We start from the raw sequence: 16,825 nt of genomic DNA, 5'->3' as shown, positions 1-16,825 counted from the left end.
AGCTCTATTAAATTTTTTTGGATGAAAAGAATTAAAAATCTATTGCTCCTTATAATACCATTACTAATCATTGGCTGCACAACAAACAAAGAAGTCGACCTGATCGTTTACAACGCCAACGTGTATACCGTGGATTCGGCTTTCCGACAAGCTGAAGCATTTGCGGTGAAAAATGGCATTTTCATCGATATTGGCAGCACCGAAAGCATAACAAGTAAATACATCGCAAAAACGAGTATCAATGCACAGCAAAAACCGATATACCCGGGTTTTTATGACGCTCATGCTCACTTTTTTATGTTCGCCGACTTACTTGCTCAAGTGGATCTCAATGGGTCAGCTTCCTTCGATGAAGTAATTACACGAATCAGACAATTTCAGCAAGCAAACCCCGATAAACTATGGATTGTAGGAGGCGGATGGGATCAAAATTTATGGGAAGATAACTTATTTCCCACAAAGGATAGCCTCGATAAATATTTCCCAAATACAGCTGTCTTCCTCTCACGGGTTGACTATCACGCCGCGCTGGTAAACTCTAAAGCCATCGAGTTGTCAAAATTAGACAGTAGCCAAACCGTAGATGGTGGCGTTATTGAAAAAGATAGCCTCGGTGGACTGACAGGCATCCTCATTGACAACGCTATATCCTTCGTCTCACGCTATATCCCAGTTCCCGCAGAACGCGAGCGGCTGCTCAGTCTTCGAAAAGCGCAGGACTCCCTGCTGTCTGTCGGGTTAACAAGTATCGTAGATGCTGGTTTATCTTTCGAGGAGCTCGATCAACTCATAAAGTTTTATCAACAAGATTCGCTAAAGATTCGGGACTATGCTATGGTTGCTGGGAACCCATCGAATATTGATCGCGCTATAAACGACGGTTTTTACGAAACCGATCGGCTTTCAATACGTTCTATCAAACTGATGGCCGATGGAGCCTTAGGTTCGCGCGGGGCATGCCTTTTGGATCATTACTACGATGCGTCGACCCGTGGGTTCTTGTTACACTCACCGGAAGAATTCGACGCTGTCATAAAAAAATTAGCAGCGTCTAATTACCAAGTAAACACACATGCGATTGGCGATTCAGCAAACAGATTGATTCTGGACACCTACGGAAAACACCTAAAAAATGGTAAAAAGCGTCGTTGGCGGATCGAACATGCTCAAATTATATCCCCAAATGATTTTACGAAATTCGCGCAGTTCCATATCATTCCATCTGTACAGCCAACACATGCGACTTCCGACATGTACTGGGCCGAGGAGCGACTTGGTCCCGAACGCATGAAAGGCGCTTATGCTTATAAAGAATTACTAGAACAATATGGCAAGCTGGCTTTAGGAAGTGACTTTCCGGTAGAGCATTTTAACCCCCTTTATGGTTTTCACGCAGCTGTCGCGCGCGTTGACAAAACAGGTTTCCCGAAAGATGGTTTTCAGATGGAAAATGCGATATCCAGAGAACAGGCGTTACGCGGCATGACCAGTTGGGCAGCATTTTCTTGTTTTCAGGAGACGAAACGTGGTAGCATCGAACCCGGTAAAGACGCCGACTTTATCATCCTTGAAGAAGATATTATGACTGCTCCGGCTGAACGACTGAGAACGATAAAGACATTACAAACAGTTATCGCAGGTGAGACGGTTTTTCAGCGTTAAATTCCAATCGCATTCGTTTTAAAAACAACGTCTCTTCCAAAAATGGAAGAGACGTTTTCTTGAAATTATTAAAATACTTTATTGCATATCAAACAAATGCTTCTCGGCATGGTAGGACGAACGAACGAGTGGTCCTGATTCTACATATTTAAAGCCCATTTCAAGTCCTATTAGTTTATATTTTTCAAACTGTTCAGGTGTAACCCACCCCACTACTGGATGATGCGCTTTGGTTGGTTGCAAATACTGTCCAAGAGTCAAGATATGAACTCCTACATCGTAAAGATCTTGCATCGCTTCAACAACGTCCTCTTCGGTCTCACCCAAACCTAACATGATTCCCGATTTGGTACGCAGCCCTGCTTCCGAAATTCGGCGCAAGCATTCTAATGAACGGTCATATTTCGCTTGTATACGTACTTCTCTGGTAAGACGCCTAACGGTTTCAAGGTTGTGTGAAACAACCTCTGGGCGTACCGCAATTACACGTTCTAAATTCTCCCAATTTCCTTTAAAATCTGGAAGCAACGTTTCGAGTGTTGTTTCTGGACTTTCGCGGCGAATGGCATTAATGGTCTCTGCCCAAATAATCGACCCCCCATCTTTCAAGTCGTCACGGTCAACCGAGGTAATAACGCAGTGTTTAACTTGCATTAATTTAACTGAATTAGCAACGCGAGAAGGTTCCTCCAAGTCAACGCTTAAAGGACGTCCCGTCGCCACAGCACAAAACGAGCATGAACGCGTACAAATGTTTCCCAAAATCATAAAAGTCGCTGTACCTGCACCCCAACACTCTCCCATATTCGGGCAATTACCACTTTCACAAATCGTATGTAACTTATGTTCGTCAACCAATTTTCGTACATGACGATACTCTTTACCTACTGGTAGTTTCACACGTAACCAATCGGGCTTACGCTCTGTCTGGGTGACAGGAATAACAGGTAGTTCAATCATAGAACAAAGTTAAACATTATTCCATTAATAACACCAATATACGATTGTAGTAACAATATCATATTTTTCAGACATCTGGGTTAGAATATGTACCCGGTTATTTAAAAAAATTAAGATCTTTGTAATTCAACTAATTTGATGTCTGCTATGCGTTATTCACTTCTTATACTACTCGCAGTAATCCTTTCTCCAACCATCTCGGCTCAACAGCATGCTTTAAATCTTATACCAAAGCCGAATAAAGTCGTTTACGGAGAAGGCACGACGCAAATATCTTCCTCCATGTCGATATTCACTACAACGGAATACGAGGATCTTATCCCTTTGCTCGCAGACTTCTCTGAAATAGCCCAACTTCCACTCAAGGTCATAAAGAAGGTAGGAAAAAAACATCAAAACGGTATCCGAATTTTACCCGCAATTCAGCAAGATAATATACCCGAGGGCGCTTACAGATTGCAAATTGACGAATCAGGTATTTTGATAAAGGCCGGCGAAACACAAGCGATGATCGCCGGAATATATACGCTGATCCAAATCGGTTTACTGGAAAAAGACCCGAGCATACTTCCGCAGCTCACCATTGACGACAGTCCTCGATTTACCTACCGCGGCCTTCACCTTGATGTATCTAGGCATTACATGCCAATAAGCTTCATAAAGAAATATATCGACATCATGGCGCTTTATAAATTCAATTATTTCCATTGGCATCTTACCGATGCTGCGGGTTGGCGACTAGAAATAAAACAATATCCAGAACTCACTTCAAAAGCTGCCTGGCGCACACATACAAATTGGAAGGAATGGTGGGCTAATGGCAGGATGTATGTGGATCAGGGATCACCAAATGCAAGTGGAGGATATTACACCCAGAAACAAGCACGTGAGCTTGTGAGTTATGCAGCAGCAAAAGGAATCACCATTATACCCGAGATCGAGATGCCTGGACATGCCGAGGAAGTTCTCGCTGTGTATCCAGAACTGTCTTGTACAGGAAAACCATACACTCAAGGCGAGTTCTGTATCGGTAATCCGGAAACCTTTACTTTTTTAAAAAATGTACTTACGGAGGTTATGGACATCTTCCCGTCGTCCTATATACATATTGGTGGAGATGAAGCAAATAAACAACACTGGGAGAAATGCCCTAAGTGCCAAGCGTTAAAGCAAGAGAAAGATCTAAAAACAGAAGGAGAGCTACAAAGTTATCTCATCAAAGATATTAGTAGCTTCTTGCAAGACAACGGACGGAAACTAATAGGATGGGACGAAATATTGGAGGGCGGACTCCCCGAAGGTGCAACCGTCATGAACTGGCGAAGCGAGAAAGAAGCCATTGATGCGGCGAATATGGAACACGATGTAATAATGACGCCTGCAGAATACCTCTATTTCGACAGCTATCAAAGCGACCCACGTACCCAACCAGAAGGTATTGGTGGTTTCCTGCCATTGGACAAAGTTTATTCTTATAACCCCATTCCCAGTGAAATACCCGAGGATAAAGCAGTACACATCATTGGCGCACAGGCCAATTTATGGAGCGAATATACCCCAGTCTATCAACAAGTCGAATACATGGTATTTCCTCGTGCATTAGCCTTATCCGAAATAAATTGGACCAAGCAAGAAGATCGCAACTGGAAGGACTTTCACCAAAGACTTCAAGAACACTACAAAATTCTACAAAAACTAGAAGTGAACTACCATAGGCCTTCTTATGATGTACACTCAACAGTGATTTTTGACAAAGAAGCCAAGACCAACACCGTTTCACTTAGCTCGGAACAAAACGCCCCCTTAATTTATTATACCACGGACGGCACAAAACCCTCCGCGCACGAAACACCTTACACCAATCCGTTTTTGCTAAGTTCAACAAGCACAATTAAGGCTGCATCATTTATAGATTCTATTCGGGTCAGCCCCATCGAAACCATACAGCTCGATATTCATAAAGCGATCAACAAAAAAGTATACTACAACACACCTTGGGAAGTTTATGCAGCACAAAATGAGCTGACACTTACCAATGGTGAATATGGTGGCCTATCATTCAAGGACCTTCAATGGCAAGGTTTCACGGGGAGTTTCGACGCTTATATCGACTTCGAGCGTAGAGAAGAAATCAAATCAGTAGGCATGCGATTTATGCAATTACCGGGCCCCGGAATTTTCTTTCCAGATAAATTTCATGTTTACATCTCGGATAATGGCAAGAACTACCGTGAGATCGATGTTGTTAAAAACGAGGACGATTACAATAACCCGAAGTTGCAATTTAAAACTTTTCAAGTGAATCTAGCCAAACCACAAATGGCACGCTATGTCAAGGTAATTGCCACAAACCCAAAAGGAGGTTATTTGTTTACGGATGAAATAGTGATCCATTAAAAGAAGGATCTATAACAAAACTGATGACTATGTAAATTTTTTGTTTTTTTAATATGGAAAATAAAAATTAAAAGTTACCACTAAAACAATAGATATTAATAAAATTAATGTAACTTTGCACTCCGACAAAGCAGTCGGAATTCCCTCCATTTTAAGGCAAACTTTCGACGCTATAGTCAGCATAAGATATTGAAAATTAACTTTTTTGAATAAGAATAATGCCTAGAAACACCTCCATCAACTCCGTTTTAATCATTGGTTCGGGCCCCATTGTTATCGGTCAAGCCTGTGAATTTGATTATGCAGGATCTCAAGCTGCTCTCTCGTTAAAAGACGAAGGAATTGAAGTATCCATTATCAATTCAAACCCTGCAACGATTATGACCGATAAGGTTATTGCAGATCATGTGTATTTACTACCGCTCACGTGTGAAAGTATCGAGCAGATACTGAAAGATCAAAAGATCGACGCCGTTCTGCCAACTATGGGGGGACAAACTGCACTAAATTTATGTATCGAAGCATCAAACCTTGGTTTGTGGGAAAAATACGACGTTGAAGTTATTGGTGTTGATGTTGCGGCAATCGAAACGACCGAAAACCGTGAAGCATTCCGTCAACTAATGATCGATATCGGCGTCGGAGTTGCACCTTCAAAAATAGCCAACTCATTTCTTGAAGGAAAAGAAGCTGCACAAGAGATCGGCTTTCCTTTAGTTATTCGTCCATCGTACACCCTCGCTGGAACTGGTGGCGGATTTGTGCACAAAAAAGAAGAATTCGATGCTGCATTAAATAGAGGTCTACACGCTTCCCCAACCCATGAAGTACTCGTTGAGAAAGCGGTATTAGGATGGAAAGAGTTTGAACTGGAACTCTTACGCGATACCAATGACAACGTTATTATCATTTGCACAATCGAAAACTTCGATCCAATGGGCATTCATACCGGGGACTCTATTACAGTTGCGCCTGGCATGACTCTTAGTGACAAATGTTACCAAGAAATGCGTAATCAAGCAATCCGAATGATGCGCTCGATCGGGAACTTTGCAGGGGGATGTAATGTTCAATTCTCGATAAATCCAGAAAACGAAGATATTATAGCAATCGAAATTAACCCACGCGTCTCTCGTTCATCAGCTTTAGCATCGAAAGCAACAGGATATCCCATTGCTAAAATAGCTGCCAAACTGGCGATCGGTTATAATCTTGATGAATTGCAAAACCAAATTACAAAAACAACGTCAGCATATTTCGAGCCTACACTAGACTATGTTATTGTAAAAATACCACGCTTCAACTTCGACAAGTTTAAAGGTGCTAATAAAGAATTAGGCTTACAAATGAAGGCGGTTGGTGAAGTAATGTCAATCGGACGTACCTTCATTGAAGCGTTACAAAAAGCCTGTCAATCGCTGGAAACTAATCGTTGGGGATTGGGTGCGGATGGAAGACAACTCCGTAATCTAGAAGAAATCATGGAAAGTCTCGAGCACCCTAGCGGAGATCGCGTATTCCATATAAAAGATGCCTTTGAATTAGGCGTTCCACTTGAGTCTATTAGAAAAGCAACCAAAATTGACAAATGGTATCTAGTTCAAATACAAGAGCTGGTACAAATGGAAACTGAACTACGCAGGTACCAATTAAACAATATTCCTCGCGATTTCTTCGTAACGCTAAAACAAAAAGGTTACTCGGATGCTCAAATATCGTGGTTATTAGGGAATGTTACCGAAGATCAAGTATACGACCGTCGTAAACAATTAGGTATAAACCGAGTATATAAAATGGTGGATACCTGTGCTGCAGAATTCCCGGCGCAAACACCATATTACTACTCTACCTTTGAAGAGGAGAATGAATCAGTAGTCTCGGACAAAAAGAAAGTCATTGTATTGGGTTCTGGTCCTAACCGTATTGGTCAAGGTATTGAATTTGATTATTCTTGTGTGCACGGATTGATTGCCGCAAAAGAAGCTGGATACGAAGCAATTATGGTTAACTGTAACCCTGAAACTGTTTCCACTGATTTCAACATGGCTGATAAATTATATTTTGAACCCGTATTTTGGGAACACGTTCGTGAAATCGTTGAATTAGAAAAACCAGTAGGTGTTATCGTACAACTTGGCGGACAAACGGCACTGAAAATGGCTGATAAGCTTGAAGAACTAGGTATTAAAATTATTGGAACTTCATTCGAAAACATGGACTTAGCTGAGGATCGCGGCCGATTCTCTGACTTACTAAAAGAACTTGACATTCCTTATCCTAAGTATGGTGTTGCTACTTCGGCGGAAGAGGCAATAAAAGTTGCAAATGAAGTAGGATACCCTGTACTAGTCCGTCCGTCTTACGTGCTTGGTGGACAGGGTATGAGTATTGTAATCAACGACGAAGATCTTGAAAAAGCTGTCGTAACGCTACTTAGAAGCCTTCCTGGAAACCACATCCTTATTGACCACTTCTTGGATCGTGCCGAAGAGGCAGAATCAGACTCAATTTCTGATGGGGAGGATGTCCATATAATTGGTATGATGGAACATATCGAGCCAGCCGGTATCCACTCTGGAGATTCCTCGGCCGTATTACCCCCATTTAGCTTATCGCAGAATGTGCAAAATAAGATGGAAGAATACTCCATTAAGTTAGCAAAAGCACTTGGAGTAAGCGGCCTGTTAAATATTCAATTTGCTATTAAAGATGATAGTGTGTACGTAATCGAAGCAAATCCTCGCGCTTCCCGTACGGTCCCATTCATTGCTAAAGCATACGATGTTCCATATATTAACATTGCCACAAAGATAATGTTGGGAGTGAACAAATTAAAAGATTTCAACATTGAACGTAAATTAACTGGTTGGGCGATCAAAGAACCAGTCTTCTCGTTTTCTAAATTCCCTGAGGTCGATAAACAGTTAGGCCCGGAAATGAAATCTACGGGAGAGGCCATTCGATTTATTGCTGATCTTCAAGATCCATACTTCCGCGAACTTGTTTCCAGGAAATCAATGTTTTTGAATGCACAATAGTAGGCTATAACACTATACAAAATAGGGTTCCATCAGACGCGATGTGAACCCTATTTTGTTATAGTTACGTTATACGCTAATCAAATATCTTTCACGCAACGAAAGCCGACATTATTAGTGGGACTATTTTGCTCCCCCTTTCCTCGACTACCGGCTTTATATCTTTCACAATAGATATCATTACACAAAAATGAGCCCCCTCTTTGGACGCGTTTTATCGCCCCAGGTTCTTGTGGATCATACGAGTCTGCAGGCCCTTTGGGATTCACGCTTGAGCTCGAAGCATAATAATCTGGTCGATAGAAATCAGCGCACCATTCCCACACGTTTCCCTCCATATCATACAATCCCCAAGCATTAGCCGGAAAAGATTTTACCGGCGCTGTCCTCTCAAAACCATCTTCTTTTGTATTTTCTGTCGGAAAGCTTCCTTGATATATATTTGCTAACCATTTCCCATCTTCTTTTTTCTCCTCGCCCCAATAATACGTTTCATCCACATGTTTGCCTGCTTTGGCAGCATACTCCCATTCAGCTTCGGTAGGAAGTCTTTTACCGGCCCACTTGGCGTAAGCTTCGGCATCTTGATACGCTAATTGCGTAACCGGAAATACTTCCTTTCCTGCAATATCACTATCAGGTCCCTCGGGATTCTTCCAATTTGCGCCGGGAATGTAGCTCCACCATTGTAAGTGGTTATTCAGGTTATCCACCTTTTGTGGTGCGGTAAAGACCGCTGAGCCGGGAATCAACATGTTGGGATCAACGCCTGGGAAATCTTTAGGGTCTAATGGGCGTTCGGCAATGGTACGATACCCCGTTTCTTCAACAAATTTCGCGAACTGGGCATTAGTAACTTCGTGTTCGTCCATGAAAAACGATGACACCTCGACTTCATGAATTGGTTGCGCATCAGGAAAACTAGCCGATCCCATCTGAAATTTACCTCCTTCAATTCGTACCATCGTCACCTTATCGTCCCCTCTACTGTGGGAACTAGTATCCGAAATACTTGCAAATCGAGATGGAATGGCTCCGGTATGGCATACAGCGACCGAATCACCATCCAAAGTAACTTCTTGTGATTGATCTTGGTTCGAATGACAGGCCGCGAGAACCACACATCCGAATAATACAGTCCTAAAGGTTGAAGATATCATTCCACTAATATAGTTGAAAAATATTATCTATTAAAAAAGTCCATTAATTTAATGGACTTTTTTAATGTTTATGATTTTAAATTGATTACCCAACATTTAACTGTTCAGTTTGACCTTTCACCACCTTAGCCCGTATCTTAGTGTTACCGCCTCCGTTCAATGTTAAATCATGCGGCTTATTTGTTTTCCATGCTCCTTTTGTAAAATCCGGAATGTTCACAGTTTTACTATTCTTTGCTACAGATTCGCAACTTAAAGGTACTATTGAACTCCATGCAGCACCATCGTAAACCGATTGATCTAATGGTAATCCATTACGCAGGCAATCGATTAAACGCCAATCCATCATAAAATCCATACCGCCATGACCACCGACATCTTTAGCTTGTTCACCAATAAATTTTACTAATTCAGGTGTATATTTCTCGTATAAACTTTTTAATTCCTCAGGCTCGATAAATGAGTGGCCGAAAGCAATACTCTCCTTCGGGTATTTTTGTGCAAAACCTTTCGTACCACTTAAAGCATGTAACCGGGAATATGGTCGTGGTGAGGTAACGTCGTGCTGCAGCATTATCGTTTTCCCTTTTTCTGTTTTGATCAACGTTGTATCCATATTACCACGATATTTCTTGCCCACAAACTCTTGGTAAAAGGCATCGTTTGCAGCTAATTCACGCGCAGTATCACCCATCATGAAATCATTCGTCTGCATCGCTACTAGGTGAGTCATTCTATCCCCATAGTTGATATTCAAACATTGGGCAACTGGCCCAATACCATGTGTTGGGTAGAGATTTCCATTCATCTTAATATTTTCACGAAGCCTCCACATGTTATCGTACCCTTTTTTATTGAAATTCAAATCCAATAAATCGTGAATATATGCTCCTTCGGCGTGCACCAACTCGCCGAACAACCCTTGCCGTGTCATGTTCAGTGTAAGCATTTCAAAGAAATCATAACAGCAATTTTCAAGCATCATACAGTGCTTCTTAGTCTTCTCAGAAGTTTTTATTACGTCCCAACACTCTTGAATGGTCAATCCAATAGGAACTTCTGTTACCGCATGCGAACCCGAATTCATTGCGGCAATAGCCATCGGAGCATGATAAGCCCACGGCGTACAGATATAGACAAGATCTAACTCAAGCTCTTTCAACATTTGTTGCCAGCCGTCTTCGCCAGAATATGATTTTGCTTCTTTCAATCCTTTATTCGTAAGAATCTTTTGTGCCTTGGTTACGCGTTCACCATGTTTATCACATAATGCGACGATTTCAGCTCCTTCAATATACGACAGGCGATCTACGGCGCCAGGACCGCGCATTCCTAATCCAATTACAGCAACCCTAACCTTGTCGATCTTGGGCGCAGCATACCCCCCCATATTGAATGATGGCGAGGAAGCCAGAGCAGCATTATTAATTGTCGGTAACGTAATTGCTGCACTTGAAAGAATTGTAGCTTTTTTTAAAAAATCTCTTCTATTTGAGTCCATGTATTAGATAAATTTAATGTTTACATTAAAGGGGACAACAATAAGCATCCCCTCTAAAATCACCTATTTTAAAACAAACTAAACAGTCTATTCGAAAAACCAATTTACAACAATTAAAAAACGACTATAAATGGTTATACGCAAGCGTAACATTTGCTTTTGCTTATACAAGTATAATAGTATTCACACCTAAAAAAAAACAAAAGACTAAAGCAAACGTTTGTTCAATTTAATGTTAACAAAAAAGATACAAGTTATCAATGAAGGAATTAATAGTTTATTTTGTCGGAAATCGCCATTGTCATCGCCTTATATACTTCCTGCGAACACAGTTATTCAGAACTTTCAGTAATCAGCATTTTTTGAGCTAAACTAAAACGCAATATTTGAAAACACTATAACCATACGATTGATATACACCGTTTTAACTCTCATAATTTCTAAAAATCAATTTCACCAATTAGTTCTTTAAGCTGGACTTCAGATAGTTTTGCTTGCAATTGGGCAGCATTATATCGTGAAATTGCATCGATAAAATTCTCTTGCGCATCCCTAAATTCAACAGCGCTAATGGAACCGATATTAAATTTAGCCAACGTAATTTCCAAATTCTGACGGGCTATCCCCTCATTTGTCTCTTCTAATTTCAACAACTCCAAATTGGTAAGATATGTCTGAAACGCAGTTTTAAGACTCGTTTGCACGAAATGCTGCTGCTGTTCGACCTGAATAGTAGCATTGTCGATTTCCAATTGAGCAATCTTTTCATTGCGACGCTGGTTAAACCCATCGAAGATGTTCATACTTGCAGTGACACCATAATTTAAACCACGAGAAGAAGACGAAGTAACAAATCCCAAACTTGACTCCGAATTCGAAAAGTTGTATCCACTATTGAGTCTTACAGTCGGGTATCGGGATGCTTTAGTTACCGTAAGGTCCAATTCTGCTAGTTTCCGATTCAAAACAATTAACTGGAGATCCGGATTGAACTTATTGGCCTTCTCATATAGTTCACTAAAAACTAATGTTTCATCGATATCCACTTTACTGTCGACGAAAAAATCGATATCAAGATCGCGAACAAGGATACTATTCAGGCTAGTCTTTAAGTTTTTTACTGTTTCCTCTTGTCGTAAACGCATAGAAATATCTTCATTTAGGTTAACCTGGACGTTCAAAACTTCCAATTTGGCCGCCTTTCCAATGGAAAATCGATTTTCCGCGGTCCGAAGTCGTTCTTTTGAAATCTGTATACTTGAGTCGAGCGCTGCAAGAAGATTGTTCTGTTCGACGATTGTATAATAAAGGGTAATTACATCCCCTACTGTCGTCAACACCTGTCGCTTCACTTGGATACGACCTTGCTTTTCGAGCTCTTTTAGTTTATCGTAACGTGCAAACATCCCCATACCATCGAAAATTGTCCACCCCAAACTTACACCGTAATTTAAACTATTGTTCCGCGCATTATCTAAAGAACGCTCAACCCCTGTATTCTGCACCTGTGTTGAATTTTGAAGACTGTTACTTTGCGTCAAACTAGCACTCACCGATGGCAATATACCCGCATTTCCGTATGTCTTATTCTCCTTAGCCATCTCCAGCCCATTTTTAGACAACCGAATATCATAATTATTTTCTAACGCAATTTCGACAGCAGTTCCAATTTTTAAGACCTGTTGCGCGTATAAAGGAGAAATTGCAAAAGCCATCACACAACAGGCCAATAGTAATTTATTCATAAAATTAGTTTTCCCATTTTTCCAACTTTTCAAATTCCGCTCTCTTAATACGATCACGAGAAAGCATTAAATAAAATGCTGGAATAACGTACAAGGTTAATATTAAAGAGAACATTGTACCGCCAACGATCACCACTCCCATACCGATACGGCTTGTGGATGCCGCTCCCAAGGAAAGAGCAATCGGCAGCGCACCAAGTGCTATGGCTAAGGACGTCATTAAGATTGGACGTAAGCGCGCTTCCGACGCAACGAGAACAGCATCATACTTCTTATAGCCTTGGTCGCGTAGCTGATTAGCAAATTCTACGATGAGGATCCCATTCTTTGTAACTAATCCAATAAGCATAATCGTTCCAATCTGACTAAAAATATTCCATGTTTCCCCGAACAACCACAACGAAAAGAGTGCACCACCAACCGCCATCGGGACGGTCAAAAGGATGATAACCGGATCCATAAAACTCTCAAACTGGGCAGCGAGTATCAGAAATATCAATAACACTGCTAATCCGAAAGCAAACATTGTATTGGATCCACTCTCAACAAAATCACGCGCTTCACCACCAAGATCGGTGGTAAAACTTTCATCTAAAACCTTTTCTTTTATTGCATCCATTGCTTTTAATCCCTGGTCCATGCTATACCCCGGTGCAAGCCCCGCAGAAACCGTCGCCGACATATATCTATTATTGTGGTACAGTTGAGGAGGGCTACTGCGTTCTTCCATTTCTACAATATTATCCAGTTGAACGAGCTGTCCATTATCACTTTTAACAAAAATAGCTGCTAGATCCATCGGCGTGGCTCGATCCTTTTTATCAAACTGCCCCATTACCTGATACTGCTTTCCATTCATCATGAAATAGCCAAAGCGTTGACCCGATAATGACATTTGTAAAGTTTCGGCTATATCTAAGACCGACACACCCATCGATTGAGCTTTCTCTCGATCAATTGTTATATAAATTTCCGGTTTATTAAACTTCAGGTTGACATCAACCAGAGAAAATGTATTATCGGCCGCAAGTTCATTCATGAACAGCGGAATTTTTTCCTCTAGACTCTCGAAATTCGGAGCTTGAATGATATATTGTATTGGGAGCCCCCCTCGCCGATTCACCGCAATCGTCGGTTGTTGAGAGACAGATACTCTAGCATCCGAATATTGTTTGGTAAGCAAAGAGAGATGATCCGCAATTTCTCCTTGCGTTCGCTCTCTTTCTTCGGGATCTACGAGACCAAGTCTAACAAACCCACTATTGGCAGACGCTGATCCATATCCCGGGGACGTAATCACTAAGCTAACTTTTTTCTCCGGAACCGAATCGTTAATTAGCATAGTCAGTTCGGTCATGAATCTGTCCATATAATCATATGAAACACCCTCTGGAGCGGATACCCGTAAACTTACGTAACTACGATCATCATAGGGCGCAGTCTCTTTTGGAAGTACGGAATAGAATCCATAAATCAAAGCAAAACAACCAACAATAACGACTATACTAAGCCACCGATGTCTAAGGAACGAGCGTAAAGAATTTTCATATTCACTGTTCATTGAAACAAAATACCGTTCGGTTCGATTATAGAACTTCGATTTTTTTTGCTCTCCACCTTTCATCAAATAGGCGTTCAGCATGGGGGTCAGTGACAAGGAAACAAAAGCAGATATCAAAACGGCCGCCCCGATAACCACCCCGAACTCTCGAAATAGCCGCCCCACAAATCCTTCTAAAAAAATAACTGGCAAGAAAACTGCCGCTAACGTGATTGAGATGGATATTACCGCAAAGAAAATCTCATTAGATCCCTTAATGGCTGCTTCAATTGGCGACATTCCTTCCTCAACTTTTTTGAATATATTCTCTGTAACAACGATCCCATCATCAACGACTAGACCCGTTGCAAGTACAATTGCTAACAAAGTCAAAACGTTTATTGAGAACCCGCAAAGATACATAACAAAAAAGGTCGCAATTAGCGATACTGGAATATCAAGTAGTGGACGAAATGCAATCCCCCAATTTCTGAAAAATACGTAAATAATAAACACTACCAAAACGATAGATATTAACAACGTTTCCGCGACCTCGAATACCGCTCTTTTTACAAACTGCGTATTATCCAGAGCAATATTTATTTCGAAACCCTCCGGCAAGTCATTTTGAAGCTTGTCGTATTCTACATAAAATCTATCCGCAATCTCTAAGTAATTAGTTCCCGGCTGTGGAATAACTGCTAGAGCAACCATAGGAAAGCCAGAATCAGACATTTTGGTCTCGAAATTTTCGGCTTCCAAAGCAGCATTTCCAACATCACTTAGTCGGATTATTCGGTTATTGTCAACTTTAATAATTATGTTATTAAACTCCTCTACATTCGCTAAGTTCCCTACTGTTTTAACAGAGAGTTCCGTGTTTTCTCCGGTAAGTTTCCCCGAGGGTAACTCAACATTTTGACTATTCAGCGCGTCGCGCACATCTAAAACCGTCAAACCATACGAAGCCAATCGAATGGGATCAATCCATAGACGCATCGCATATTTACGCTGCCCCCATATTCGCACGGAACTTACGCCCGGTATCGTTTGCAAACGTTGAGAAATTACATTTTCCGCGTAATCAGAAAGCTCAAGAACATTCTTAGTCGTACTTTGAACCGTCATCGATATAATCGGTTCAGAATCGGCATCCGCTTTGGATACGACTGGAGCAGAATCAATATCCTGTGGTAAACGCCGCTGAGCTTCGGAAACTTTATCCCGCACATCGTTGGCCGCTTCCTCTAAGTTTTTACCCAAATTGAATTCAATCGTTATATTACTGCTACCTTGATTACTCGATGAAGAAATATTCCGAATACCGTCAATAGCATTGATAGACTTTTCAAGGGGTTCGGTAATTTGGGATTCAATAATATCTGCATTGGCGCCAGAATAATTTGTACGCACTGATATCTGTGCAGGGTCAATAGATGGATATTCGCGCACTCCTAAAAAAGTATACCCAATTATTCCAAACAAAATTAACATTAGGTTCATCACTATCGCGAGAACAGGACGTTTTATACTTATCGTTGATAAACTACTCATGTCAATTTAATTTGAACATAGTGTCACATCAACGGTACTTCCCTCCCGCAATGCCATCACTCCGGAAGTTAATATTGTATCACCCTCGGAAATACCTTTGGTAATTAACACATCTGCTTCGGTTCGTCCGCCAGTCTCTACGAGTATTTCGCGGGCAAGTCCATTCTTTAATACGAAAAGTTTTTTGCCATTCTGTATTGGGACTAACGCTTCCGTTGGCACTAATAATCCCTGTTCAATAGTCTCGAGCGGAAATACAACATTTGCAAACGTGCCAGGGATTAGTATATAATTGTGATTATCGGCAATAGCCCTTACCCGAAGGGTACGCGTATTGGCGTCAATTGCAGGTTCTGTAGCATATACCGTGGCGACGAATTCATCCGCCTGTTCTTGGACAGTAAACTTCACGTTAATCCCATTGCGTACACGGCTCGCATACTTTTCTGGTATAGAAAACTGAAGCTTAACTTTATTCATATTCACTAACTGGGCAATATCGGTCGTTGGAGTTATATAACTACCCTTAGAAATATCCCGTAATCCGACCTTGCCAGAAAATGGTGCGCGTACTTGGGTCTTACTTAACTGCGCTTCGATCACATTGATCTGTGACTGCGCTGTCCTATAATCCGCACTGGCAATATCGTACTCTTCTTGACTTATAGCTTGTTTTTCCAGTAAAAGTTTGGCACGACGTTCATTCTCGGCAGCCAGATCATTACGCGTATTTGCTTGAGCAAGCTGAGCACGTAATTCAGCATCATTAATACGAACCAAAATTTGTCCGCCATTAACCGTAGTCCCCTCTTGGAAGTTTAGTTCTTCCACTATTCCAGAAATTTCTGATCGTAAGGTTATAATCTCATTTGGTTCAATTGAACCCGTTAATGAAAGATAATCCGAAAATGGCTCTCCGTGGGCGACTATTCCGTAAACTTTAGCGTCAGCGCTTTTTCCTCGCCCAGCATCCTGTGCTTCCGCATTTTTTTGGTTTTCAATTATACGGTAGGCAATCAAAGCACCGACAATAATTAAAATACTAATTAATAACACTGCAACTTTTCTGCTCATGATTTCATCTTTTCAGAAATAAAGGTTTTTAGATGTGCCAAGATACTTCAATTAAGTGAACCCAACATGTAAAAATCTTATTATAAAGAGGACGAAAACATACCAAAAAAGAGGGCATAAAAAAAGCCCCTTCAATTACTGAAGGGGCATTCTATAAAATTAGGCACCGACCTACTCTCCCACCTGTTACGGCA

9 protein-coding genes are annotated in these 16,825 nt (G+C 41.2%); 3 read left to right on the top strand and 6 right to left on the bottom strand.

The window, feature by feature from the left end:
• Positions 1–21: 21 nt before the first annotated feature.
• A complete protein-coding gene (locus FM107_RS03900; RefSeq protein WP_086947220.1) occupies positions 22–1,662 on the top strand; it encodes an amidohydrolase in 1,641 nt (546 codons plus the stop codon).
• Positions 1,663–1,740: 78 nt separating this feature from the next.
• Here the strand turns inward: FM107_RS03900 and lipA are convergent, their stop codons facing one another.
• The gene (gene lipA, locus FM107_RS03895) at positions 1,741–2,622 is read right to left on the bottom strand and encodes a lipoyl synthase (RefSeq protein WP_086947219.1); all 882 of its coding nucleotides are present in this window, start codon (positions 2,620–2,622) and stop codon (positions 1,741–1,743) included.
• A 147-nt stretch (positions 2,623–2,769) separates the two neighbouring features.
• Here lipA and FM107_RS03890 point away from each other — a divergent pair, with 147 nt between their 5' ends.
• Both FM107_RS03890 and carB read left to right on the top strand, forming a co-directional pair.
• Positions 2,770–5,019, top strand: a complete 2,250-nt coding sequence (locus FM107_RS03890) for a family 20 glycosylhydrolase (protein WP_086947218.1) — start codon at positions 2,770–2,772, stop codon at positions 5,017–5,019.
• A gap of 218 nt (positions 5,020–5,237) precedes the next feature.
• The gene (carB, locus tag FM107_RS03885) at positions 5,238–8,057 is read left to right on the top strand and encodes a carbamoyl-phosphate synthase large subunit (protein WP_086947217.1); all 2,820 of its coding nucleotides are present in this window, start codon (positions 5,238–5,240) and stop codon (positions 8,055–8,057) included.
• An 80-nt stretch (positions 8,058–8,137) separates the two neighbouring features.
• On the opposite strand, the gene FM107_RS03880 is transcribed toward carB, so the two are convergent.
• The 5 genes from FM107_RS03880 to FM107_RS03860 form a co-directional block, all read right to left on the bottom strand.
• The gene (locus FM107_RS03880; protein ID WP_086947216.1) at positions 8,138–9,217 is read right to left on the bottom strand and encodes a formylglycine-generating enzyme family protein; all 1,080 of its coding nucleotides are present in this window, start codon (positions 9,215–9,217) and stop codon (positions 8,138–8,140) included.
• A gap of 85 nt (positions 9,218–9,302) precedes the next feature.
• Entirely contained in the window at positions 9,303–10,718 is a 1,416-nt protein-coding gene (locus FM107_RS03875; RefSeq protein ID WP_086947215.1) for a Gfo/Idh/MocA family protein, read from the bottom strand.
• Between the two features lie 440 nt (positions 10,719–11,158).
• Positions 11,159–12,463, bottom strand: a complete 1,305-nt coding sequence (locus FM107_RS03870) for a TolC family protein (protein ID WP_086947214.1) — start codon at positions 12,461–12,463, stop codon at positions 11,159–11,161.
• A 4-nt stretch (positions 12,464–12,467) separates the two neighbouring features.
• Entirely contained in the window at positions 12,468–15,557 is a 3,090-nt protein-coding gene (locus FM107_RS03865; protein WP_086947213.1) for an efflux RND transporter permease subunit, read from the bottom strand.
• 6 nt (positions 15,558–15,563) lie between these two features.
• Positions 15,564–16,631 (bottom strand): efflux RND transporter periplasmic adaptor subunit, encoded by a 1,068-nt coding sequence (locus FM107_RS03860; RefSeq protein WP_086947212.1) that lies wholly within the window; start codon positions 16,629–16,631, stop codon positions 15,564–15,566.
• Between the last annotated feature and the right edge of the window lie 194 nt (positions 16,632–16,825).

Origin of the sequence: Sphingobacterium sp. JB170 (assembly GCF_900163865.1) — a bacterium.
In the GTDB taxonomy this organism is placed as follows: domain Bacteria; phylum Bacteroidota; class Bacteroidia; order Sphingobacteriales; family Sphingobacteriaceae; genus Sphingobacterium.
The sequence above is the reverse complement of the archived record's forward strand: the minus strand, read 5'-3'. Positions and strand labels throughout refer to the sequence as shown.